General features: G+C 59.1%; 21 protein-coding genes and 2 tRNA genes. 16 read left to right on the top strand and 7 right to left on the bottom strand.

Going from position 1 to position 24,301, the window contains the following annotated elements; genetic code table 11:
• Positions 1-51 precede the first annotated feature (51 nt).
• Positions 52-2,190, bottom strand: coding sequence for an alpha/beta hydrolase family protein (locus ACKVY0_RS06275; RefSeq protein ID WP_409213937.1), 2,139 nt, complete (start codon positions 2,188-2,190; stop codon positions 52-54).
• 162 nt (positions 2,191-2,352) lie between these two features.
• On the opposite strand from ACKVY0_RS06275, the gene ACKVY0_RS06270 reads away from it, so the two are divergent.
• The 4 genes from ACKVY0_RS06270 to rpsI all read left to right on the top strand — a co-directional run bounded on the left by ACKVY0_RS06270 (position 2,353) and on the right by rpsI (position 6,734).
• A complete protein-coding gene (locus ACKVY0_RS06270) occupies positions 2,353-5,517 on the top strand; it encodes a tetratricopeptide repeat protein (protein WP_409213936.1) in 3,165 nt (1,054 codons plus the stop codon).
• A 127-nt stretch (positions 5,518-5,644) separates the two neighbouring features.
• Positions 5,645-5,729: transfer RNA gene (locus ACKVY0_RS06265), tRNA-Leu, on the top strand.
• Between the two features lie 158 nt (positions 5,730-5,887).
• The gene (gene rplM / locus ACKVY0_RS06260) at positions 5,888-6,319 is read left to right on the top strand and encodes a 50S ribosomal protein L13 (RefSeq protein WP_409213935.1); all 432 of its coding nucleotides are present in this window, start codon (positions 5,888-5,890) and stop codon (positions 6,317-6,319) included.
• Positions 6,320-6,341: 22 nt separating this feature from the next.
• A complete protein-coding gene (rpsI, locus tag ACKVY0_RS06255) occupies positions 6,342-6,734 on the top strand; it encodes a 30S ribosomal protein S9 (RefSeq protein ID WP_409213934.1) in 393 nt (130 codons plus the stop codon).
• 91 nt (positions 6,735-6,825) lie between these two features.
• Here rpsI and bcp read toward each other — a convergent pair whose 3' ends face one another.
• On the bottom strand, positions 6,826-7,296 hold the full coding sequence (gene bcp / locus ACKVY0_RS06250) for a thioredoxin-dependent thiol peroxidase (protein WP_409213933.1): 471 nt from the start codon (positions 7,294-7,296) through the stop codon (positions 6,826-6,828).
• A 31-nt stretch (positions 7,297-7,327) separates the two neighbouring features.
• Positions 7,328-8,359 carry a hypothetical protein gene (locus ACKVY0_RS06245; RefSeq protein WP_409213932.1) on the bottom strand — a complete coding sequence of 344 codons (1,032 nt, stop codon included), beginning with the start codon at positions 8,357-8,359 and terminating at the stop codon, positions 7,328-7,330.
• 274 nt (positions 8,360-8,633) lie between these two features.
• On the opposite strand from ACKVY0_RS06245, the gene ACKVY0_RS06240 reads away from it, so the two are divergent.
• From ACKVY0_RS06240 to ACKVY0_RS06225, 4 genes are all read left to right on the top strand, one after another.
• Positions 8,634-11,012, top strand: a complete 2,379-nt coding sequence (locus ACKVY0_RS06240; RefSeq protein ID WP_409213931.1) for an ABC transporter permease — start codon at positions 8,634-8,636, stop codon at positions 11,010-11,012.
• A 39-nt stretch (positions 11,013-11,051) separates the two neighbouring features.
• Complete coding sequence (locus ACKVY0_RS06235) at positions 11,052-12,542, top strand: DUF1501 domain-containing protein (RefSeq protein WP_409213930.1); 1,491 nt, start codon at positions 11,052-11,054, stop codon at positions 12,540-12,542.
• Between the two features lie 27 nt (positions 12,543-12,569).
• Positions 12,570-12,944 (top strand): DUF423 domain-containing protein, encoded by a 375-nt coding sequence (locus ACKVY0_RS06230; RefSeq protein ID WP_409213929.1) that lies wholly within the window; start codon positions 12,570-12,572, stop codon positions 12,942-12,944.
• Between the two features lie 82 nt (positions 12,945-13,026).
• Positions 13,027-13,099 (top strand) — tRNA-Phe (locus ACKVY0_RS06225).
• Between the two features lie 25 nt (positions 13,100-13,124).
• Here the strand turns inward: ACKVY0_RS06225 and ACKVY0_RS06220 are convergent.
• Positions 13,125-14,324 carry a hypothetical protein gene (locus tag ACKVY0_RS06220; protein WP_409213928.1) on the bottom strand — a complete coding sequence of 400 codons (1,200 nt, stop codon included), beginning with the start codon at positions 14,322-14,324 and terminating at the stop codon, positions 13,125-13,127.
• A 91-nt stretch (positions 14,325-14,415) separates the two neighbouring features.
• A complete protein-coding gene (gene pssA, locus ACKVY0_RS06215) occupies positions 14,416-15,285 on the bottom strand; it encodes a CDP-diacylglycerol--serine O-phosphatidyltransferase (RefSeq protein ID WP_409213927.1) in 870 nt (289 codons plus the stop codon).
• A 103-nt stretch (positions 15,286-15,388) separates the two neighbouring features.
• On the opposite strand from pssA, the gene ACKVY0_RS06210 reads away from it, so the two are divergent.
• The 3 genes from ACKVY0_RS06210 (at position 15,389) to sufT (ending at position 17,156) form a co-directional block, all read left to right on the top strand.
• Positions 15,389-15,949 carry a rhodanese-like domain-containing protein gene (locus tag ACKVY0_RS06210; RefSeq protein ID WP_409213926.1) on the top strand — a complete coding sequence of 187 codons (561 nt, stop codon included), beginning with the start codon at positions 15,389-15,391 and terminating at the stop codon, positions 15,947-15,949.
• 114 nt (positions 15,950-16,063) lie between these two features.
• Positions 16,064-16,552: an iron-sulfur cluster assembly scaffold protein gene (locus tag ACKVY0_RS06205; RefSeq protein WP_409213925.1), complete on the top strand. Its 489-nt coding sequence runs from the start codon at positions 16,064-16,066 to the stop codon at positions 16,550-16,552.
• Positions 16,553-16,598: 46 nt separating this feature from the next.
• Positions 16,599-17,156, top strand: a complete 558-nt coding sequence (sufT, locus tag ACKVY0_RS06200; protein WP_409213924.1) for a putative Fe-S cluster assembly protein SufT — start codon at positions 16,599-16,601, stop codon at positions 17,154-17,156.
• A 26-nt stretch (positions 17,157-17,182) separates the two neighbouring features.
• Here sufT and ACKVY0_RS06195 read toward each other — a convergent pair whose 3' ends face one another.
• Positions 17,183-17,653: a pentapeptide repeat-containing protein gene (locus ACKVY0_RS06195; protein ID WP_409213923.1), complete on the bottom strand. Its 471-nt coding sequence runs from the start codon at positions 17,651-17,653 to the stop codon at positions 17,183-17,185.
• 103 nt (positions 17,654-17,756) lie between these two features.
• On the opposite strand from ACKVY0_RS06195, the gene ileS reads away from it, so the two are divergent.
• The 4 genes from ileS to ACKVY0_RS06175 all read left to right on the top strand — a co-directional run bounded on the left by ileS (position 17,757) and on the right by ACKVY0_RS06175 (position 21,960).
• Positions 17,757-20,591 carry an isoleucine--tRNA ligase gene (ileS, locus tag ACKVY0_RS06190; protein ID WP_409213922.1) on the top strand — a complete coding sequence of 945 codons (2,835 nt, stop codon included), beginning with the start codon at positions 17,757-17,759 and terminating at the stop codon, positions 20,589-20,591.
• Between the two features lie 48 nt (positions 20,592-20,639).
• Positions 20,640-21,431: a hypothetical protein gene (locus tag ACKVY0_RS06185; RefSeq protein WP_409213921.1), complete on the top strand. Its 792-nt coding sequence runs from the start codon at positions 20,640-20,642 to the stop codon at positions 21,429-21,431.
• A gap of 140 nt (positions 21,432-21,571) precedes the next feature.
• A complete protein-coding gene (locus tag ACKVY0_RS06180) occupies positions 21,572-21,769 on the top strand; it encodes a hypothetical protein (protein ID WP_409213920.1) in 198 nt (65 codons plus the stop codon).
• Positions 21,766-21,960, top strand: a complete 195-nt coding sequence (locus tag ACKVY0_RS06175; RefSeq protein ID WP_409213919.1) for a zinc finger domain-containing protein — start codon at positions 21,766-21,768, stop codon at positions 21,958-21,960. Before ACKVY0_RS06180 ends, ACKVY0_RS06175 begins: the two co-directional genes overlap by 4 nt.
• Here the strand turns inward: ACKVY0_RS06175 and ACKVY0_RS06170 are convergent, their stop codons facing one another.
• Positions 21,961-23,412 (bottom strand): TIR domain-containing protein, encoded by a 1,452-nt coding sequence (locus ACKVY0_RS06170; protein ID WP_409213918.1) that lies wholly within the window; start codon positions 23,410-23,412, stop codon positions 21,961-21,963.
• A 304-nt stretch (positions 23,413-23,716) separates the two neighbouring features.
• Here ACKVY0_RS06170 and ACKVY0_RS06165 point away from each other — a divergent pair.
• Positions 23,717-24,301: transposase (locus tag ACKVY0_RS06165; protein ID WP_409213917.1), on the top strand; the 585-nt coding region annotated here is incomplete at its 3' end.

The following is a 24,301-nucleotide window of genomic DNA, read 5'->3' as shown; positions in this document are numbered from 1 at the left end:
GGTTCATGTCGATGAGTTCATTCTTGGGCGGAGGTTGTGGTAGCGGCGGCCCTATTCAGAGCGGCTAGATTTTGATTCGACCGGCTCCCGAACCTGCAACTGCTTCTCCTTGCCGAGGTTTTTCGTGATCGTGGCGGGATAGTCCCAGGCCTCTTTCTTGTCCGAATAGATCACGACGCGGCTGCGCATGGCGGCCATGGCGGCGGCTTGGGGGAGGTCGAGATGCTTGAGCACGTTGAGCATTGCCGGGCCGACGGCTTTGGCATCGCCTTCGACAGTGCCGTTGTGCGTGAGCGGCATGTCGTGGAGGTCGAGGCGTTTCACGCCGTCTTCAAACAACGAGGCGTAAAGGGAATCGACGGCCATGTCGCGATGGGCCTGAATCCAGAGCGGTGTTTCCTCGAAACCGGGGATGGCGCGGATGGTTTGCAGCGTGCGGCGGATGTCCCACACGCGCATGCCATCGAGCGTTTGGCCGAGGAGATAGAAGCGGCGCAAGCGCTGGGTTTGGGCCTTCTCACTGCCAGTCCAGGCCGTGGGGCCGACACCGCGTGGGCAGATGTAGGCCATGCCCCATTTGAAGGTCGTGAACATCTTTTTCTCCTGCTCGAACGCGGTGTCATCCTTCGCTGCGCCGGGGAAAACTTCGATCAACTTGCCAAAGCGCGAGTGATAGGCGGCGCAGAACTCATCCCAGCCGGGTTCATCGAGCACGTTGAGCGCGACAAGCTCCAAATCCTGCGCCCGGAGGCCGTCGCGATGCACGATGTAGAGGCGCAGACGAAACGGTGACTGGCTTTCAAAATCATAGGCCGTCATGCGGATGCCATCGCGCTCGGCGCTGTTTTCCTTCTGCGGATTCACGGAGGCGATCTCCTGCGGCCAGCCGGCGAAGACCTTCTCCTTCAACGCTTTCATCCAGGTATCGTTCTGCTTCTTCCAATCGCCTTCATTCGTCGCTGGCGCAGGTGTTTTGGCCAAGGGGACGAAGGTTTCGTCGATCTTGGTGTTGAGCTGGTCTTTCGGCAGTTCAGCGAGCACACGCAGCGAGGCGGGGTCGTTGGTTTTCTTTGCGCCTTCATCAATGACCTGCATCGGATCAGCGCCTTTGAGATGACGCTCGAACCAGTGGAACGCGCCTATGTTCAGCGGTTGCAAATCTTTGTGCGGTCCTTCGGCCACTTGCAGGCCGATCTTGTCCTCGGCACCGAGCAGCGAGTAGATTTTGCGCACGTTCTGGTAGATGCGGAACACGCCGTCGATGGGGAAGATGGTGTCCTTGTCCGTGTTCACGATCAGCAGCGGACGCGGTGCCGCGAGCGCGACCATGCGCTCAAAATCCCAACGGTAGGTATTCACGAAGAACATGCAGTCGCAGTGGCCTTCCACACAGCCATCGATGACCTGGTTCTGCATGTCCGTGACGCCCGCTGTTGGTGCGGAAGCTTTGATGCGTTCATCCAGCGCGGTGATCCACCATGAATATGCACCACCACCGCTGCGGCCGGTGACGCCGAAGCGGGTCTTATCCACTTCCTTGCGGGTTTCGAGATAATCCAGCGCACGGATGCAGCTCCAGGCTTCCAGTCCCGCAGGCGTGTAGCCGCGTGACCACCACCAGAAGCGGCCCTTGCTGTAGGTGCCGTGATGTTCGCCACGAATCTCGCCGAGCTGCACGGTGTCGATGATGAGGCAGGCGTAGCCGTGTTTCGCAAACCAGACGCCATGATGCTCGTAACCGGCCTTGTTGCCGAGGCTGACGCCGTCCTTCATGACGTTCGCATGACCGCAGACATACAGAATCGTCGGCAGCGGCTTCTCCACCTTCGCTGGCAGATAGAGATTCGCGGTGACATACAAACCGGGCAGCGACTGGAAGTTCAGCTTCTCCACGACATAGCCTTCGCCCTTCAACTCACCGGTCTTCACGGTTTGCAACGGTGTTTTCTCCGGCAGGGGATCAAGACCGAGCATCTCAAACATCTGCCGACGGTATTCGGGTGCTTTGGAGTTCCAGTCATCCGCGCTTTCGATGTGACCGACACCGTTGGTGGCGGTGATCTCGCGGGTTTGCTCGGCGAAGTAGCGGTCGAGGAGCTTGTTGCCCGGCGTGGCCGGTGTTTTTTCAGGATACGGCGAGGCAGCGAGGACGAGTGATGGCAGTAGGCAGAGGAGCAGGGGATTGCGCATGGTGATGCAGCCAAAACGCTCGGGAAAACCATTCTGTTCACGAACGTTTCGGACGCGCATGACCCGGCTGCATGCAGATGAAGGCAAGAAGACACCTGCAACTGCTTGCAGTTTTTTGACGAAGCCCGCATATTTTTCGGCTTTTTAGAGCACCAGCCTTCAATGTCCCCCGATTCCGCCTATGCCGACCAGCTCTTCCAAGAAGCGCTTCAACGCGCTAATCAGGCGGACCGGCTTGCGTATCTAACGGCGGCATGCGGCAAGGATACAACGCTGTGGAATGCCGTCTGGGACCGGCTGCAGCATGACTCCAGAGTGATCTCCGGCGCTCGGAAAACTGGCAGTATGAAGGGCCGCACGGTGGCGGTGAACACCGCACTGGCGAATGAAAAGCCCAATGACATCATCGGCTCGTACTGCCTGGTCAAACACCTCGGCGAAGGTGGCGCCAGTGTGGTGTGGCTGGCTGAGAACGTTCACAACGGGAAGCAGGCGGCCCTCAAAATCATGCAGACGGATGCGCGGGATTTCCTGGACCGTTTCGAGCCTCAACTGCCTCATCTGAAGCTGCTGGACCACCCTGGTATTTCCACGCCGTTGGATTGTGGCACCACCCCGTCGGGCAGGCCTTACATCCTCATGGAGCTGCTGAATGGAGTGCCCATCACGCAGTTTTGTGATGATCAAAGGCTGCCCTTGCCGGTGCGGGTGCAGTTTTTCTTGCTGGCCTGTGAGGCGCTCAATCACGCGCACCAGAAAGGCGTGGTGCATGGCGGGATCAAACCCGGCAATGTGCTGCTCAACTGGGATGACAATAACCGGCCGGTGCTCAAGATCGTGGATTTCGGGATCGCGAAGGCGCTGAATCATGCACTGGCAAATCCAGATGGCATCCTGCTGGCTCCGCCTGCGTATTTTTCTCCAGAGCATGCGCGTGGAGAGCAGATCGGGCTGCGCAGTGACATCTATGCCATGGGCATGCTGCTGTATGAGCTGCTTGCCGGACGGCTGCCGTTGGAAAAAGAGATGTCGGGCGCGAGTCTGGAGGGACTGATCCGTTGTGCGTGCGATCTGGTGCCATTGAAGCCTTCCGCCTGCCTGCAATCATTGCCCAAGGCTCAGTGCGCGGGCATCGCGCTGGGCCGCCAGATGGAGGCGGCGAAGCTGGAGTTCGCGCTGGAGTACCAGTTCGACTGGATCGTGATGAAGGCGCTGGACAAGCAGCCTGCGGGCCGTCACGCAACGCTCAGCGCTTTGGTCAGCGATCTGCAGCATCATCTGGCGCTGAGTACCGACGATGAACTCTACCGAGTTGGCGGCCCACGCCCGCGGAAGCTGCTTCACGACACCCTGGGCATTCTCAAGCTGGCCACTCTTATCACGCTGACTCTAGCCGGTACGTTCCTGGTCACGAGCCGGTTCATGGGGAGTCAGGCTGAAGTCAAAGCGCAGGCAACGGCGGCGAAATTTCGCGAGCAACATTTGCGCGACCTGCATGAGCATGGGGCTGCCGAGCAGGTGGCGGCACTCAATGATGCCGTCGCCCATCTGGGGGAGCTTGCGGAGCATCCTGTGGCTGCGGCGGAGGTGCAGGAGGAGATCGGCCTGACTTACATGGCGCTGGCGGAAACTGCGGACGCGCAGACACAGTTCGAAGGGGCACTGGAAAAACGTCGGCTCGCGCTCGGCCCTGAGCATCCCGACACGCTGCGCGCAATGACGGAGGTGGGAACCGCGCAGCATGTCGAAGGCCAGCATGCGGAGGCGGAGAAGCGGCTGCGAAGCTCGCTGGATGCACAGCGGCGGGTGCTGGGGCCGGAACATCCTGACACACTCGTGACGGTCCGTGTGCTGGCGGTGGTCTGTGAGGCGGAGAACAAGCCTCCGGATGCCGAGACCCTGTTCCTGGAGCTTTACCAGATGCAAAAACGTGTGCTCGGCCCCGATCACCTGGACACGCTGGCCACATTGACTGATGCGGCCAGGGCCTGCACCGCTCAGGGCAAATTTGAAGAGGCCATCAAGCTGCGTGAAGAGCAACTGGCAGGCATGCAGCGTGTGCATGGCGCAAGATCTCCAAAGACACTCGTGTCGATGTCCATCACTGCCGCGACGCTCGAAGCTGGTGGCAAGAGGGCGGAGGCGGAGCAGATGTTTCTCACCGCGATGAAAGGCATGCAGGAAGTGCTGGGCGCGGATCATCCAGAGACGCAGGCGCAGATGGAGGCGCTGGCCGCCATGCATGCGCGGCACCTTCAGCACGATGAGGCCATCAAACTTCGGCAGCAGATGGTGCCCCTCAAGCAGCGCCTCTTTGGCATGGCACACCCACAGACGCTGCGTGCGATGAATCTGCTGGCTGCCGAATATGAGGCTGCGGGAAAACCGGATGAGGCGCTGGAAACACAGGCGCGCATCCTCGCCATTCTTCAAGACACCAATGGCCCTGAACATCCTGACACGCTGGCCCATCTGGAGCAGATGGCCCAAATGCATACAAGACACGGCAGACATGCCGAGGCCGTGAAGCTTTACGCCCAGGTGCTGGCGGTAAAGCAAGGGCGGCTCGGCACGCATGCCGCCCAGACTCATCGTGCGATGCACCAACTGGCGCTGGCCTATGACGCCGACGGCAGAGTGGCGGAAGCCGAAGCACTCGAACTGCAAACGCTCACGCTGACGAAGGCGGCCTTTGGACCTGGAGATCCCGACACGCTGGCCCAGATGCGAGGGGTGGCGGAATTTTTTCAGCGTCACGACAAATCTGCCGAAGCCGAGAACATGTACCGGCAGATGCTGCAAATCCAACAACCCGCGCTCGGCCCCGGCCACAACGACACACTCGATACGCTGAGCCGGCTTGCGGCCACTTGTCAGAAGCAGGGCCGCCTGCAAGACGCTGATGATTTGTACTTCCAAGTGCTGAACCAGCGCTTGCAAGAGGCACAACCCGATCAAGCTCGCGTCGCCGCCATGTTGAATCTTGGTGCTTGCCGGCTGGCGGCAGGCAAGCCTGACGAAGCGGAACTGCTGCTGCGGGAAGGAATTCAGCTTCAAACCAAGCACTCGGCCGGCCATTGGCTCCGCTTTCATGCGGAGAGTCTTCTGGGTGCCACAAAACTGGCGCAGAAGAAGCATGCGGAGGCTAGAACATTGCTCCTAGCCAGTTACGAAGGCCTCAATGCCCGCCGAGACACCCTTCCGGCAGATGCCCGAGGGCTGCTGCGGGACTCCATTGTACGCCTCGTGGACGCCTGCGAGTCCACCGGTTCGGCAGAAGCTGCGGTTTGGCGGCGCAAGCTGGCGGAATTCGACCAGACGCGATAGGCCGGAAAGCCCCAGGTCAAAGCAGCATGAACAGAAAAAGTCAGACCGGCAGTTTTGCAAAAAGACAAATCAGAGGTTGCATAAAAAGTGAAGTGTCTATATTCGCGCCCCTGTTTCAACAGACCCTGCTCGGGTGGCGGAATTGGTATACGCGCAAGACTAAGGATCTTGTGCCGAAAGGCTTAAGGGTTCGAGTCCCTTCCCGAGCACCACTGTGACACGCATCAAAAACGTGTCGCCCGGCGTGATCCCCAACGCGCTGGTCAGTGACTGTGAACAACTTAGTTTTTCGATCTTGACACTTCGGGGTCTCCCCCTACTTTCGCGACCCTTCTTCCCCAGCCGGGAAGATTTTCGTACACAGCACTCAATGAAGACGTTTTCAGCCAAAGCCCAGGACCAAAACCCCACATGGTGGGTCATCGACGCCAAGAATCAGATTCTCGGTGATGTGGCCGTTGCCGCCGCCAATCTCCTGCGCGGCAAGACCAAGCCCACTTTCACCCCGCATGTCGATACCGGTGATTTCGTCGTCGTACTGAACGCCGCCGAAGTCCGTCTCAGCGGCAAGAAGGAGCAGCAGAAGATTTACACCTCGAAGGCTGGCTACGTCGGCAATCAGAAGATCGAAAACGTCGAGCGCGTGCGTGCGCGTCGTCCAGAACTTCTCGTGGAACGTGCCGTGAAGGGCATGGTGCCGCACAATCGTCTGGGCCGAGCCATTATGGGCAAGCTCAAGATCTACACTGGTGCCGCGCATCCGCATGAGGCGCAGAATCCGAAGACCTTCGCCGTCGCGTAATTTTTCCCATCGTATCCATCGCATGAGCAAACCTCTCAAAACCGCCACCGGCCGCCGCAAGACCGCCATCGCCCGCGTCTTCATTCTCGAAGGCTCCGGCAGCATTACCGTCAACGGCCGCGACTTCGAGGAGTACTTCCCGACCGTCGCCCTGCAGAACCAGATTCTGTTCCCGCTGGCCCTCACCAATTCCCGCCAGACCTATGATTTCAAAGTGAACGCCAGCGGTGGCGGCAGCACCGGCCAGGTCGGTGCCGTGCGTCTCGGCATCGCCCGTGCGCTGATCAGCGTGAATCCTGAGCTTCGCCCCGTTCTCAAGAAGAATGGCCTGCTCAGCCGTGACTCCCGCGCCAAGGAACGTAAGAAGCCAGGTCGCCCAGGCGCCCGCAAACGCTTCCAGTTCTCCAAGCGTTAATCAATCAGTTCAGGATCCAGTTCGATGTGTTCAAAGCCCCGCCGAGTGCGGGGCTTTGTTTTTGGGAGTTATGCCCGTTGAAGCTGACGCTTCAAAGCACCGCCAGCACGGCCGCCAAGTGCTCATCAGGCTTCACCTTCTCGAAGATGGCGGCGATCTTGCCATCTTTATCGATCACAAAGGTGCTGCGCTCGGTGCCCTTGTAAGTCTTGCCATACATGCTCTTTTCGACCCACACCCCGTAGGCGTTCACAATCTTCTGGTCCACATCGGTGATGAGCGGGAAGGGGAGTTCGTGCTTCTGGATGAACTTCGCATGGCTCTTGATCGAATCGGTGCTCACACCAAACACGAGAGCCTTCTTTGCGATGGATTGCCACCCATCTCGCAGCGCACAGGCCTGCTTCGTGCAGCCGGGCGTGTCGTCCTTCGGATAAAAGTACAGCACCACGCTCTGCCCCTTAAGTTTGCTCAGTGTGACGCTGTCACCGTCCTGGTAACTGCCGCCGATAACGGCTGCGGTGAAGTCGGGTGCCTTGGCGTGGAGTGTGGGTTTGGGCATAATGGCAAACGAAGTCAAAAAACACCTGCGCCTACTCCAGATGGCGGCCGAGCATGATGTCGAGGTTGCGCTCGACGATCTCGCCCATGGATTTGCAGGAGTCGAAGAGGTGGGAGCTGTGGTACTGGCCCAGCTCGGCGCGGAGCTGGATGACTTTTTCAAACGGCTCGACGGCGTTGTTCTTCATGCAGCGCAGCAGGGCCATGATGCGGGTGTGCTCGGAGAGGTAGCGGCGGGAGATGAGGCTGCGCTCTTCCTCCTGATACTGCTTCATGGTGGGAAAGTTCAGGCAGGAAGAGCAGAGCTGGACGACGGGATTGTTCTCTTTGAAGAACTGCGGCAGGTAGAGGCTCTTGCGGCCCTCGTAGCTCTGCTGGTCGAAGTCGATGGCACGGACGCGGTACTGCACCTCCTCAAAGTCGGGCGTCATGTCGATGACGTAGTTGTAGCTGCGCATGTCGCCGAGCAGGCGGATGAAGCAGCGCTCGCTGAATTTGACGAACTCCTTCGCCAGACGCACGCCATTGAAGTCGGGGCGATGCAGGTAGTCGCGGATGAAGGCATCACCGGGCACCCCGGCGATGTGTTCCTCCACCAGCGTGCCGCCACGGTGCATGAGGTAGTTGATGCGGTTCGGGGAGAGCAGGTGCTCCAGTTCCAGGCCATAGACTCGCGAGGCATCCGCCGTCTTCACGTAGAAGTGGTCGTAGTTGTCATTGTACTGGTTCACCACGCGCACACGGAAGGGGCGCGAGTTGCCGAACTCGCAGTAATCAACGCGCTCGATGAACAGGTGCGGCACGGCGTGGAAATCGCCGGTGCGGAGCTGGGAGTAGATGCTGGTGAGCTTCGGGTAGATCTCCTGCTGGTACTCACGCGGATACATGACGCTGCTCCAGTGCGTGGCGTTGCCCTCCTTGTCGTAGAGCGGGTAGCTGTCGGCAAAGGAGCGCAGCTCGTCATACGTCGTTGGTAGCGAGTAGCAGCGGCCAAACTGGTCGAGGTACGAGATCAGCTCATCCGTGACGGGGATGAAATTCTTGCGCTTCGTGATCTCGTTCATGCCTGCGGCTGTGTCGCATCTTGTGTTCCAGTTATCAAGGAAGGATCAAGTGCAGTGCCAGACTGCGGTGTGAACGCCATGGATGGATCGAGTTTGCCGCAGAGGGGCGGAGACGCAGAGAGGGCAGAGATTTAATAGATTCAGATTCTCCGCGTCCTCCGCCTCTTTGCCCCTCTGCGGCAAAACCGTGAGCAGGATCAGCTCTCATCAAGCGTGCGCATGATTGATCCTGTTGCCGCCTTCCGGCCCCGCGCCATCATGCGGCCTGCCGATCATGCTGACGCCGCTCGATCTCAAATTGTTCCGCGACCTTGGTCGCATGAAAGGGCAGATCGTGGCGGTGAGTCTCGTCATGGCTTGCGGGCTGGCGATGATGATCATGACGCGCAGCATCATCCTGACGCTGGAAAGCACGCGCGATGCCTACTATCAGCGCTACCGGCTGGCGGATGTGTTTGCGTCGTTGAAGCGTGCGCCGCTGGCGCTGGCGGACCGCATTGCGGAGCTTCCCGGCGTCGCCGCCATTGAGGCACGGGTGGTTGTCGAGGCCACGCTCGATCTCGCCGGCGTTACCGAGCCAGCGTCCGCGCATATCGTCTCATTGCCGGAAGATCGGCCGCAGACGCTGAACCAGGTGTTCATTCGTCAAGGCCGGTTGCCGCTGCCGGATGAGCGCCAGCAGGTGGTGATAAGCGAATCCTTCGCCCTAGCGAACCAACTGCACATTGGCGCCAGCATCGTCGCGATCATCAACGGTCATCGCGACACCCTCATCGTCTGCGGCATCGGCCTCTCGCCAGAATTTGTCTTTGAGGCACGTCCCGGCCAGACTTTGCCCGATAACAAACGCTACGGCGTGTTCTGGATGAACTACAAGGCCATCGCCGTGCCCTACAACCTCGACGGGGCGTTCAACGACATCTGCATCGACCTCGCACCCGGAGCACAGGCGGGGCTGGTGATGGCGGAAATGGACCGCCTGCTGGCCGATAATGGTGCGATGGGCTCCTATACCCGCCGCGATCACAACAGCGCGCAGCGGCTCGATGATGAACTGCGCGTGGTGCGTGCCTTGTCCGTGGCATACCCCGTCGTTTTTCTCAGCGTAGCGGCGTTCATGGTGAATGCGGTGCTCGCACGGCTCGTGCGGCTGCAACGCGAGCAGATCGCGCAGTTGAAGGCGCTCGGTTACTCCTCCTGGCAGGTGGGGCGGCACTATCTGAACTACGCGCTTGTCATCGTTGTGCTCGGCACGCTTATCGGCGGTTTGGCAGGGCGCTACATGGGCGGCGGGCTGGTGAATGTCTATACCCTGTTCTTCCGCTTTCCTGACTTGAGCTTCCGCATGGATTACAGCGCGCTGGGTCTCGCCCTCATCGTGAGTGCGGGCGCGTCGGTCCTCGGCGTTATCAGCGTCGTGTGGATGGCGGTCAAACTGCCGCCTGCGGAGGCGATGCGGCCGGAACCGCCCGCCGATTTCAAACCCTCGCTGCTGGAGCGGCTGGGACTCACGCGTGGCAGCAGTCCCGCCTTTCGCATGGCCCTGCGCAACATTGAGCGCCGTCCGCTGCAGGCCGTCTTCACCATCTTCGGCCTCGCTTTGGCCACCGGACTCATGGTGTTGCCCGGTTCGATGGCCGACAGCATCGACTACCTGCTCACCTATCAATGGAATGACGTGCAGCGGCAGGATGTGGTGGTGTTTTTCAACGAACCCGGCTCAGGACCGGCTCTGCACGATCTGGAACAGCTTCCTGGGGTGCAGCGTGTCGAGCCGGTGCGCGCGGTGCAGGCACGCATTCATCACGGTCATCATTCGCGCAAGCTCGCCATCATGGGGCTGCCGCGGGAGGCCGATCTGAACCGCCTGCTCGATGCACAGCGCCGCCGCATCGTGCTGCCGGAGGAGGGCATCGTCATGTCGGCAAAGCTCGGCGAAATCCTCGGCGCACGCATCGGCGCACGCATCGGCGATGTCGTGCAGGTCGAAGCGCTGGAAGGCCAGCGCGCCACGCGTGAAGTCGCCATCCGTGGTTTCATGGAAGACTTCGCCGGTGTTGCCGCCTTCATGGACATCAACGCGCTGCGCCGGCTGATGCGTGAAGGAAACACCGTCAGCGGTGCCTATCTCGCCGTCGATCAGGCGCGCTGGGCCGAGTTCATGCGCGAGGTGAAGGACACGCCGCGTATTGCGATCACCTTGGTGAAACAAGACCAGCTCGACTCCTTTCGCAGCACCACCGGCCAGAGCATCGGCATCATTCGGAAGCTTTACCTCACGCTCGCCATCATCGTGGCCTTTGGCGTCGTCTATAACAGCGCCCGCATCGCCCTGTCCGAGCGCAGCCGCGATCTTGCCACGCTGCGGGTGGTCGGCTTCACCCGGCGTGAGATCGCCGGCGTGTTGCTGGGAGAACTCATCCTGCTCATCGTCGTCGCGCTGCCCGTCGGCCTGCTGTTTGGCAAAGGTCTCGCCACCTTCGTCATCAACGCCATCAGCACTGAAACGGTGCGCATGCCGCTGCAGATCAGCCTCTACACTTACACGATGTCCGTGCTCGTCGTCCTGCTGGCCTCCTGCGCCTCCTTCATCGTCGTGGGCCGCATGCTCGGCAAGCTGGACATGGTGGGCGTGCTCAAGGCGCGGGATTGAAGCCTGTTAGTAACGCAGGCCGCGCCACGTTATGAGCCCATGCATCCGGTCGAACAGCAGATCCTTCAAAAACGCCGCGAATTTCTCGCCACGAGCGCCAACGGCATCGGTGCGCTGGCTTTGGGAGCCTTGCTGACCGAACAGGGCCTGATTTCGCCCTCCACGGCCAGCGGTGCCGAGGTCGTACAAGATCCGCTCACGCCGCGTGCGCCGCATTTTCCGGCGAAAGCGAAGAACTGCATCTTCATCTTCATGGAAGGCGGGCCGAGCCAGATGGATCTGTTCGATCCGAAACCCAAGCTCAACGAATTGAACGGCCAGCCGCTGCCGGAGAGCATGACGAAGAACGTGCGCTTCGCTTTCATCCGCAAGGAAACCGCGAAGCTCATGGGCAGTCCGCGCAAGTTCGCGAAATACGGCCAGTGCGGCATGGATTTCAGCGATCTGCTGCCAAACATGGCCAAACATGCCGATGACTGGCTCATGATCCGCAGTCTGCACACGGATCAGTTCAATCATCACCCCGGCCAGCTTGTGCTGCATTGCGGTCGTGCGCAGTTCGGCCTGCCAACGATCGGTTCGTGGCTCAATTACGGTCTCGGCAGCATGTCGCGCAATCTGCCCGGCTACGTCGTGCTCAGCGCCGGTCGTGGCACCAGCGGCGGCGCTTCGTTGTGGCAGAGCGGCTTCCTGCCGAGTTCGTATGCAGGTGTGTTGTTCCGCAATCAGGGCGAACCGGTGCTCAATCTGAAAAATCCGCCCGGCATCCCGATGAATCTTCAGCGCAAGGGCCTGGACACGCTCATGGAGCTAAATCAAAGCCGCTACGAGCATCTGCGTGATCCTGAGATCGCCAGCCGCATCGCCGCGTATGAGTTGGCCTTTCGCATGCAGACCGCCGCGCCGGAATTGATCGACCTGAAGGACGAAAGTGCGCAGACGCGGGCAATGTATGGTGTGGATCGGCCTGACCCGCCGATCAAAGCTTCACGCGGCGGCGGTCCCGGCCAGTACCAAGCCTTTGCCAAGAACTGCCTGCTCGCGCGCCGTCTCGTTGAGCGCGGGGTGCGCTTTGTCAGCCTCATGCACGCGAGCTGGGATCATCACAGCGACCTCAACAACGAACTCTCCTACAACGCCGGCATGGCCGACCAGCCAATCGCCGCGCTGCTCACCGATTTGAAACAGCGCGGCCTGCTCGAAGACACGATGGTGGTCTTTGGCAGTGAATTCGGTCGCACACCGCTGGGGGAGAACCGTGGTGGCAGGCCGGACGTGACAGGTCGCGATCATCATCCCTTCGCCTTCACCATGCTCGCCGCCGGTGGTGGCATCAAAGGCGGCCAGATCTTCGGCGAGACCGATGAAATCGGCTGGAGCGTCGTGCGTGACCCCGTCGATCTGCACGACTTCCACGCCACGCTGCTCAATCAGTTCGGTTTTGATCATCTGCGCCTCACGCATCGCTTCCAAGGCCGCGATTTCCGTCTCACGGATGTTTCTGGGCGGGTGATGAAGGAGTGGATTTGAGTCGCGAACCGGCTAATCATCGAAGCCATGCAGCCCGATCCCTTTCGCCTTCGTCTTTCCGCCCTCATGGGCTTTCTCGCCATTGCCCTCGGTGCTGCGGGCGCACATGGCGGCGTGCATGACAAGCTCAAGGCCACCGGCGAACTCGCGCATTGGGAGACGGCGGTGCAGTATCATCTGCCGCATGCCGTCGTGCTCCTGCTGCTGACGTTGTTTGCCAGCAGCAAGCCAGCGATGATTTGGGCCTGGCGCATGGTGCTGGCGGGCATTTTTCTGTTCAGCGGGTCACTTTACGTCCTCGCCTACACTGGCACGAAATGGCTCGGAGCCGTGACGCCGCTGGGCGGTTTGAGCCTGATGATCGGCTGGGCGCTGGTGGCGGTTTCAGCAAAGGGGAAATGAGCCCGGTCCAATCTGCGCGTGGCATGAAAAACCCGTTGCGCCATGATTGAAGCATGCTCCAATAGCGGCCCTTCAAGTCAGAGGCTCGGTAGCTCAGTTGGTAGAGCATGGGATTGAAGATCCTAGTGTCGGCGGTTCGATCCCGTCCCGAGCCACCTCTTTAATCAAAACGGAGTGTGATCACACAACCACCGCGCTGGCGACGATCTCCGCCGCCAGTCCTGGAATTTTTGTGAGCGTTTGGGCCGGAGTTTCGCGCATGGCAGGCACGCGCAGCGAGCCCTCTTCACCCAGTGATTGCAGCAGGCGATCCAATGCGTGGCCAAAAGCGGTGACGGCGGCGGTTTCTTCGGCGTGATCGTGGTGCAGGTCGTTGAGCAGGGCCACATGCTCGTAGCGCTGGAGCCACTCGGCGGCACGCGGGCGGTAGCGTTCGATGATGCGGCGCAGCAGGCTCTCGGCGGAGCGGGGTTCGGCTTCGCGCAGGACTTGATAGGCCAGACAGCGGGCGACATCGGCGGCGGCGGCGATGAGGCCGGGTTCGTTCACGCCGATCTGATCGTGCGCGAGGCTGCGGTGGCGGTGCTCGAAGTGAAAGCCCAGATCGACCTGGCATTGCTGCTCGCCGGGCAGATGGCGGAAGGCTTCGCACAGGATGGCGATCTCGAGACCCCAGCCGCCGGGCAGACTGAAACCTTTGAGCGCTTCCATGTCGGCGGCAAATTCGCCCGACAGCGGATAGCGGTAGCTATCGAGATGTTCGATCATCGGCTTCGACCCGAGCACGTCACGGCAGGCCTGGATGAGGGGGAAGATGAGCAGCCGCGTGACACGGCCATACAGCCGGTCCGAGACGCGGCTGTAGTAGCCTTTGGCAAAGCGATAGCCCATGCGTGGATGCAGCAGCGGATAGCACAGCCGCCACAGCAGATCGCGGCTGTAGTTCAGGATGTCCGTGTCATGGCTGACGATGATGCCGTCAAAGCCGCGTGCGTGCAGGTAGGCGATGCCCATCCAGATATTTGAGCCTTTACCGGCGTGCGGCCCGGCCAGTCCGGCCTCGTCCATGCGCTCATACACGCGGGAGAGCTGCGGGCCGTCATTCCACAGCAGGTGCGCTTTCTTGCCTTTTAAATTTTGCCGGCAGAGCCGCAGCGCCCGCTCGTGCTCGGCGGCGTCCATGCCGTTCATGCTCAGGATGACCTCGCTGATATGCCCGGCCTGCGACACCTCCTCCAAGATGCGGGGCAGGGCAGGGCGCTCGCATTCGGCGTAGAGTGCGGGCAGCAGTAGTGTCACCGGCTTGTCTGCCGCCCATGCCAGCATCTCGCTCTCACGCGCCGAACTGTCCGCGTGTGCCAGATGGTGAAGGGTGGGCACGCGCGCGTGCTGGTAAAAGTCGGCCATGGAGAGTTCGGTGAACCCTCAATTACGAGCGTGCCGGGCGTTTGCGAAACGAATTTGTTTCCATTCAGATCTGCACGGCGCTGTCGCTGGTGCGCGGCGGCGCCTCTTCGCTGCCATTGAGCGCCAGGGTCTCGGTGTCCGCATCCACTTCCACCGATTCCGCCTCGATCTCGATTTCCTGCCGCCATTTGCGTGAAACCCAAGGGCGGGCGAGCCCGTAGAGCAGGTAGCTCACGAACAGCACCGCCGGCATCCAGTGCCAGTTCATCACCGTGAAGGCGATGACGAAGATGCTGATGAGCACCCAGTGGAATGAGCGTTTCGTGCGCCAGTTCACCGCCTTGAAACTCGGGTATTCGAGACTGCTGACCATGAGGTAGGACAGCAGTGCCATCAGGCCGGCCAGGGCATACTTCCAGTTGCCGATTTCCTTCTCGTTGCTGTCCAGCCAGATGATCAGCAGCGTCAGCGATGAGATCACGCCTGCTGCCGCCGGAATCGGGCAGCCGCGGAAACTCTTGCTGCTGCTTTTCACGTCCGCCGCCGCGAGACAGTTGAACCGCGCCAGCCGCATCGCCCCGCAGACGAGGTAAATGCACGAGATCAGCCAGCCGAGTCCCTTCGGCGTGTCGATCTCCTTCAACACAATGTCGTGGACCAACAGGGCAGGGGCCACGCCGAACGAAACGATGTCTGCCAGCGAATCGAGTTCACGGCCAAACGGACTCTCCGTGCCGCCCATGCGGGCGACGCGGCCGTCCAGCGCATCGAACAGGCAGGCCAGCAGGATGAAGATGATCGCGTAGTGATAGTGCAGGTGGTCGTCGAGATGCCGCCCGTCGAAGATTTGCAGGATGGCGACGAAGCCACAGAGAATGTTGCCCGCCGTCATCAGAGTCGGCAGCACCGGAATGCGAGGTTCTTGGGCGCTCATGAGAGAAAGTTCAGATTCGCGCGACCTTAGCGCCTCTGGCCTCGTTGCCTAGATGAACTTTACGGTTTCCAAGACCGCGTGACCGTCTAATCTCACCGCCCCCATGCCCCCCCTTGAACTTCCGCCCCTGAATGGCGACATGACCATGAGCCAGGTGCTCCAGGCCTATCCTGGTGCGCAGCGGGCCATGTTTGCGCGCTATCACATTGGCGGCTGCCGCAGTTGTGGCTTCCAGCCGGGAGAGACGCTCGCCCAGGTCTGCGAGCGCAACGAAAACATCCTCGTGGCTGAAGCCGTGGCGCATATTCAGGACAGCCATCAAGGCGATGCCTCGCTGCAAATTTCAGCGCATGACTTTGAGCAGCTCCGCCGCAGCAAGACCGACCTGATCGTCCTGGACGTCCGCACCCGTGAAGAACACGAAGCCGTGAAGCTCCCCGGCGCACGTTTGCTCACCCAGGAACTCGTGCAGGAGATCTTCACCAGTGGTGACAAGACGCAGACGCTCGTCCTTTACGATCACACCGGCTCACGCTCGCTCGATGCCGCCGCTTACTTCATCGGTCACGGCTTTGGCGAAACGAAATGCCTCGCCGGTGGCATCGACGCTTACAGCCAGGAGATTGATCCCTCGCTGCCGCGCTATCGCGTAGAAATAGAATGAGTTGATAGTTGAAAGTGGATGGTTGATGGCCTGACAAAAGAATTTGCCCGCCGCGCCTCCGCCCCTCGACCCAGCTTCTGACCATCAACCCTCAACTTTAAACCATCAACACCCGTGGACGAAGCCGCACTCCAGCAAGCCCTCACGAACACGCAAAATCTTGGCGAAATGCCCGATGCCGACGCCGTTGGCACCGTGGGCAGCCCTGACTGTGGCGACATGGTGCGCCTGTGGATCAAATACAAAGACCAGGACGGCCAGAAGGTCATCGACAAGGCCAGTTTTCAAAGTTTCGGCTGCCAGACCGCCATCGCCGTCGCCAGCATCGCCACCGAACTCATTCGTGGTAAAACCAAGGAGGAAGCGCTCTCCATGTCCGCCGAAGAGTTGAGCAAACCGCTTGGCCCGTTGCCGCCGATGAAGATTCACTGCGGCCAGATGGTCGAAGGTGCCCTGCGTGCGGCCTTGGAGGCCGAAAGCAAAGAACAGAAAGCAGAAAGTGGAAATTCAAACCACCCGCCCGATCAGTCCGGCACTCTCGCCGACGCTTTGAACCTCGCTGGCAAAACCCAGGGCAAAATCAAGATCGTCCTCACCTCCTAGGTCTCCCCATCTCCAAGTCTCATCTTCTCCCAGTCCCGTTTCCCCCATGCACTCCTCCCTCGAACTCAAACGCGAAGTCGAAGCCGTCCAAATCCCCAGCGGCGATCTCATCAAGCTGCCGCTCGGCATGAAGGTCATCATCACACAGTCCCTCGGCGGCACCTACACCGTCGCCACCGACTTTGGCCTCGCCCGTATTCAATCCAAAGATGTCGATGCACTCGGCATTGATCCCGACGCCGCCAAGAAAGAGCAGGACGGCAGCTCTTCCAACATCCCCGCCGAGGTCAGCGATCTCGAAGGCCAGGTCTGGAACCAGCTCAAGAACGTCTATGACCCGGAAATTCCCGTCAACATCGTCGATCTCGGTCTCGTCTATGACTGCAAGGTCGAAGCCGATGCCGAAGGTAAAAACAAGGCCGTGGTGAAGATGACCCTCACCGCCCCCGGTTGCGGCATGGGCCCCACCATCGCCGCCGACGCGCAGAGCCGCATCATGACCATTGAGGACATGGATGACGCCGCCGTCGAACTCGTCTGGGATCCGGCCTGGAATCAGGGCATGATCAGCATCGAAGGGAAAATGAAGCTCGGGATGATCTGAGTCGGAGGACGGACCGCCGTTCTCGCTCAGCCCTGCAATCCCTGCGTGTCTGCCAGCTTCGCGCCGGTGATGATCAAGCCGGTTTGAATCGTCCCCGTGAGGTTTGCGGCGATCAAATCGGCATTCGTGAAGTCCGCGTTGGTCAGATTGGCGCCTTCGAGGTTCGCGCCGGAGAGATCGGCACCGCGCACATTCGCGTTGGTCAGATTTGCGTTGCGCATGGACACGCCGCCGAGATCAGCGTCGCTCAAATCCACGCCGCTGAGATTCGCGCTGTCGAAATTTGCCCCGCTGAAATCAGCGCCGGACAGATTCGTGTCACTGAGGTCCGCTTTCGTGAACGTGGTGCCCACAAACTGCGCCTTTGCCATGTTCAGGCCCGACAGCACATTGCTCGCGAGGTTCATGCCTGTTTCATCGAGCTTGCGCCCGCTCTTGCCCCCGCTTTCGAGCCATTGCGTGTGTGCGAGGAGTTCTTCGTTGGTGATGGTTGCCATACGCCATGAATGAAGCAGGGAACGCGGCGCGGTAAAACAACATTTCCAAATCGTTGCCACCCGCCCCGCCCGCGCTACCCTCGCCCTCCTTTTTCCCTGACCCATGAGCGCCCCCGACACTGCCCGTAACTACAAAGACACCGTCCTCCTGCCGAAGACCGACTTCCCGATGAAGGCCGATCTCGTTACGCGGGAGCCGCAGCGCCTCGCGAAGTGGCAGGAGGGGAAGCTCTACCAGCGCATCGTCGCTCAATCGAAAGGCAAGCCCACCTTCATCCTGCATGACGGCCCGCCGTTTGCGAATGGCGACGTCCACATGGGCACCGCGCTGAACAAGGTGCTGAAGGATCTCATCGTGAAGTCGAAGACCATGGCCGGCTTCCACACGCCCTTCATCCCCGGCTGGGACTGCCACGGGCTGCCCATCGAGTTCAAAGTGGTGAAATCCGCCGCCGGACTCACGCCGGTTCAAATCCGCACGCTCTCCGAGGCCGAGGCACGCAAGTACATCGACATCCAGCGCACCAGCTTCAAGCGCCTCGGCGTCTTCGGCGACTGGGAGAATCCATATCTCACGCTCGATCCCGGCTACGAGTCCGGCATCCTTCGCACCTTTGGCAAGGCCGTCGAAAAAGGCCTCGTCTATCGCATGAAGCGCCCTGTGCTCTGGAGCTACGGCGCGCAAACCGCGCTCGCAGAAGCCGAAGTCGAGTACAAGGAGAAAACCTCGCCTGCGGTGTATGTGAAGTTCAGAGCACTGTCTGGTCGGCTTTTTGATGTCGATCCAACGGCATCTTTTGTGATTTGGACAACTACACCGTGGACTCTCCCGGCTAACCTCGCCATCGCAGTTCATCCAGAGTTCACTTATGTGATCAAAAAATATCGAGCGAAGCTCTCTGAAGATGGCCCATCGACTACGGAGTACTTTGTCATAGCTAAAGAGCTGCTGGAAAAATTTGAAGACCGATTCTTCGCCAACCTCGTCGACTTCGAAGGTTTCGAACCAATCGAGATCAAAGGAAGCGAATTGGTTGGATCAGTAGCTAAGCATCCATTCTTGGATCGAACCTCGAAAGTGATCGGAGCCACGTTTGTGACAGCCGACACCGGCACCGGCGCGGTCCACATCGCCCCCGGCCACGGCGCGGACGATTACCAGGCTGGCCGCGAGCACGGGCTCGATATCCTTTCGCCCGTCGATGCCGAGGGCAAATTCACCGCCGAGTGCGGACTGCCTGACTTCGTCGGCAAGCACGTCTTTTCCAGCAACGACGGCATCATCGAGATCCTCACCGCCAAAGGCGCGATCCTCGGCAATGAAAAATACGTCCACCAGTATCCGCATTGCTGGCGCTCGAAGACGCCCATCATCTTCCGCGCCGTCGAGCAGTTCTTCATCAAGATCGACGCCATCCGTGAGAAGGCCCTCAGCGAGATCGACAAGGTCACCTGGCTGCCCGCGTCCTCGCGCAATCGTATCCACGGCACCGTCAGTGGTCGGCCCGACTGGTGCATCAGCCGCCAGCGCACCTGGGGCGTGCCTTGTCCCGTTTTTTATGATGCCAGTGGCGAGATCATCATGCGCACCGACATCATCGGCAAAGTCGCCGACATCGTCGAAAAGCAGGGCACCAATCTCTGGTTCGAAAAAGACGACGTCTGGTGGGCCGAGGCCGTCGGCCTGCCGGCCGATACGAAACGCGGCAACGACACACTCGACGTGTGGATCGACTCCGGTTGCAGCCACGTCAGCGTGTTGGACCGCCATCCCGAGCTGCATTGCCCCGCCGATCTCTACATCGAGGCCACCGACCAGCATCGCGGCTGGTTCCAGAGCAGCCTCATGATGAGCATCGTCGCCCGCGACGCCGCTCCTTATAAGAGCGTCATCACCCACGGCTTCGTCGTCGATACCAGCGGCAAAAAGATCAGCAAGAGCGACCAGGGCACCGGCAAAAGCTCCAAGCCCATGACCGCCGACCACTACTACAACAAGTACGGCGGCGACATGGTGCGCCTCTGGGTCAGCAGCGTCGATTACCAAAACGAAGTCCCCTTCAGCGAAGAACTCTTCCAGCAGACCGGCGAATCCTACCGCCGCATCCGCAACACCTTCCGCGTGCTGCTCGGGAACCTCCACGACGAGCCCAAAGATTTCCCACAGATTCAGGACTCCACAGATTCTGATTCTGAAAAAAAATCTGCGGAATCCCGAATCTGTGGGAATCCGTCTTACACTCTCATCGACCGCTGGATCCTCGAGCGCCTCCACGCCATCACCGCCGAGTGCGTCACCGCCTACGCCGCCTACGACTTCCGCAAGGTCTTCACCGTGGTGAACAGCTTCTTCGCCACCGAGCTCAGCGCCCTCTACATCGACATCACCAAGGACCGGATGTACTGCGACGCCGCCAACAGCCCGCGCCGCCGCGCCACCCAGGCCGCCATCCGCGAGATCACCGAGACCTTGTGCAAGCTCCTCGCCCCCATCCTCGCCTTCACCGCCGATGAAACGTGGGAACACCTCGGCCACAGCGACAGCGTGCACATGCAGGTCTTCCCGCAGCCGAATCCCGCCTTCGCCGGCACCGAGGCCACCGCCGCCGTCGAGGAACTCCTCAAAGTTCGCGTCGTCATCCAGCAGGCCATTGAAAAAGCCCGCCAGGAAAAGAAGATCGGCTCCAACCTCGAAGCCACCGTCGCCCTGACCCTCCCCGCCGAAGGTTTTACCCACCCCGTCTTCAGCGATCCCGCCACCCTCCACGAGTTCCTCATCCTGAGCGACCTCCACATCACCCGCGGCACCGACCTCGCCGCCGTCGTGACGGAATCCAGCCATCACAAATGCGCCCGCTGCTGGAAGCACCTCCCGGATGTCGGAACGCACTCCGAGCACCCGACGCTGTGCGGACGGTGTGCCGAGGCGGTCGGGTGAGATTATTCGATTGGAACTACAGTGCCTATTATTAACCTAGAGTGCTAAATGAACGTGTTTCGTTGGTCCGACGAACAAGAAGGGGAGGCAACTCTTCGGTCGTTGATGGCTCCGTTGCTGGATGAACAAGTCATCCAGGCATTCTTAAATCAACCGCCTGACATGATTGTCAGCGACGACCTTTCATGGTTGGAGAAAGTCGTCAAGAAAGCCCATGGGAAAAAGTGTGGTAATTTACATGAACTCTTAGCCCATCAACTGCGCACCCACTACCATGCGGTCGTTGCCTTTCACGGATGCAGACCAATCACTACTGAGAGCTATCAAAAACAGGGAATACTGCCTTCGAACCCCGAAAGGCTACGGAATGCAGCACGGGAGTTGTTTGGAAACTCTGCATCGGTTCTAGAAGCCATCGATCATTTGGCGCAACGTGAATTTGGAAGCAGTTACGAAGAGCATAATGCGGGTCGATGCTATTTTGAACTTTCGTATGATCATCTTGTGAACAGTTGCGGGCACTACCTGCTGTATGGGAGCGAATATCTTTTGTGCATCGCTAATTCCATTGGAAAAGCGCAGATCCTTCGGAACCGAGGCAGAGCGGTTGTCATAGAATGTATGATTTCCTCAAGTGAGCTGCCCTCATGGTTTTTCAAAGAACTCGCTGGCAACATGGTGGAAAGAATGTTCACACGACTTTTGGATCCATCATGCGAGGCGGAGGAACTGAACTTCGGTTTTTCGATAAAGAACAAGGTGCCTCCCGAGAACATCATCCAGTTTCACTACCCGACCAAGATTCCCAATCCACACAATCGAATGATACGGGAAGACTGAGGCGAACGACATTGGGTGCAACCAAGGGAAAACCGTCAGCAATCTCCTCTCAGCCACGTCCCAATCGCTTTGCCTGTTCGCGCCACCCGCCACCCTGAACCTCATGTTGCCTTCTCATGGTTTTGCAGAACCTTGACTCCATGCAGACAGACAACATCCAGATCACCCTGCTCCGTCTCAAGGACGGCTCCCGCCTCCTCCGCCTCAGCGAGCCTGAAACGGGCTTGGCTTTGGAACGAACCCTGAACCCGAACCGCCCCGTGCTGCGGCAAAAGCAGCAGCTCAAAGCCTTGTTCGAGGCCATGATCCAGCGCTCGGAAGTTCTGGTGAGCGCATGAACCAACGCAATTACATCGCCCGCAGCACCCTCGCCGCCGTCGTGGCCGAATCAGCTCATCCCAAATGGGCCCGCTGCTGGAAGCATCTCCCGGATGGCGGAACGCACGCTGAGCATTTGACGCTGTGTGGGCGGTGCGTCGAGGCAGTGGGGGAGCAAATTCTCTTCACCAATGGTGGCCGGTCGATCTGACTACGAAGGTAGGTTGTCGGTTCTCAGGGAGTCTCGAATCTGGCGAAACCCTTCCGAGCACTTTGATTGATAAACTTTGCGCTTCTCCTGCACGTTCTTCAATGCACTAGCAAGCCTATCATGCGCATACTCCGATTTTGGCTCTTTTGTTAAAGCCCGTTCAAGGTATGCGCACGCCTCTGAAGACAATCCCACGTTTGAGAAAAGATTGCCGATATTGCTGACAATCCATGGACTACTTTCATCTGGCTTCATGAGCTGCTCGGCTCTTCGATAAGCAGTTAACGATACATCCATCAGGTCGAGTGAAAGGCAAGTGTTGCCGAGATATCCCCAATATTCGATTGAATCCGGAAAGTCGGAGGTGAGCTTATCCAGCAGATAAACCGCAATTTCATGAAAATTCAGATCTTGAGCCAATCTTGCGTATTTGAAGCGAACATGCTCGACGCTTGAATCTGCGCCGTAGCAACGGCTAATCACATCCAAGGCTTCGGCTACTTTCTCCTGTTTCTCGAGTAGATCTACCAAAGTTAGAGCCACATCCGGATTTATGCTTGGGTTTGCGGTTTCCAAAATGGAAATGGCGATTTCATGCTCCTCGTTTTCTGCATGGCACTTAGCGATGGCAAGATCAATGGAATGGTCGTGCTGATATTGCTTCTTGATGTCCTTCAAAAGGTTGATGGCGTCAGGAAAACGACCATCCATTTTCAGGAGTGCCGCAGTCCATCTTTTCATTTTAAGTGAATCTGGCTGAGACTCAGCATACTCCAGCAAAGGTTTGATTCCTTGTTTGAAGTCAGTTTTGAACTCGCAATAGCGCAGGCACAATTCAAGTAACGGACTTTTGTCGATGTCCGTGCTTTTGGCCATTTCCGCCTCAATCTTGACCTTCGCGCTTTCAAATTTCTTCTGAAAAAAGTCGGTAGCCCAAGTTGTCCCTTCCGCGACCTGGACAATCGTATCTTCAGACCCTGTTGCTAATCTGGTTTGAAGCGCCCCCAGCTTTTTGATTTGAAGGCGAATCTGGTGAGATGCTGGTCCCGTAGCCGCCTGCATGCTTCCATCAAGGCGGTTTGATTCGTACTTGCCGGCAGTGATTCCGATCAGATCCGAGGGGATGTGGAGTTCTGAGCCGTCTGGGATTAGAAAGAAAACCCGCTCACGCCCTAGCTTTCCAATAAACAAACCAAATTCGAATAACACATTGTCTCGAACTGAAGCTCCTTCCTTTCCGCGAATCTTCACAAGATCGTCGGCACTAAAAACAAAAACTCCGAAGTCGTTTGTCGCCAAGACTTTCACCAATGATTCGATGGTTGTAGATGACAGTTCAAAAACCCCTTGATCCCAAACGGTTATCTCTGCGTCGTGAAGCAGGTTTTGCTGGACTGCATAGGCGATATTTAAGCCTTCAACTGAAGATCCAATAAATGCACGGGGTTTCATGGCGGTGATTTCTGAGAGTGGTGGCGACAATCAACCAGACGCTGGATGGCGCAACCATTCATCAAGCCAAGGGTTCTGAACTTGGGAAATGACGACAGTGTGTAACAAATGGACAAGCGACAAGCAATCCCCCCTCAGCCACGCCCCAATCGCTCCGCCTGTTCGCGCCACCCGCCCCCGACTTCCCGGCGTGCTCGTTCCGGCCGAGGCTGACGTGAGCGGAGGGATTTTAACCGCTGATAGAGAAAAGATGCCAGGCATACAGTGCTTGCTTTCGCCTCCATTTTGACCATTATCCGCGCCCATGAGCACCTCGAAAGCCTCTGAAAATCAAGCCATTCCGCTGGAAGACCAACTTGTTGGCATCAATGCCAAAACAGCCCCTTATCCTGCCGCGCGGTCGTGGTCGGGCGGGCGGCGGCGGATTCTGGGGAAGGGGCCGCTGGAGAGCTACACCTACCATGTGATGTCGCGCACTTGCGGCGGGGAGGTGTTCTTTGATGACGTGGAGAAGGAAGCGCTCAAGCGCGTGATGTGGCGGCTGGCGGACTTCTGTGGCGTGAAGCTGGTGACTTACTGTATCATGGGGAACCATTTTCATGCGCTGGTGGAACTGCCGAAGCGTGAGGTGTGGCTGGAGCGCTTTGCGGGGCCGGAGGGCGAGGAAAAGCTGCTGGAGCATCTGCGGGTGCTATACAGCAAGGCGTATGTGGGCTGTTTGCGCACGGAGATCGCCGAACTGCGGCGGCGGGGGATGGAGACGCTGGTGCAGGAGAAGCTGGCGGCGATCCAGCAGCGCTTCTGCGACCTGTCGATCTATGTGAAGGAGGTGAAGGAGCGCTTCAGCCGCTGGTTCAACAAGCGGCGCGGGCGCAAAGGCACGCTGTGG

This window comes from Prosthecobacter sp. (assembly GCF_046154365.1).
Lineage (GTDB): Bacteria > Verrucomicrobiota > Verrucomicrobiia > Verrucomicrobiales > Verrucomicrobiaceae > Prosthecobacter.
The sequence above is the reverse complement of the archived record's forward strand: the minus strand, read 5'-3'. Positions and strand labels throughout refer to the sequence as shown.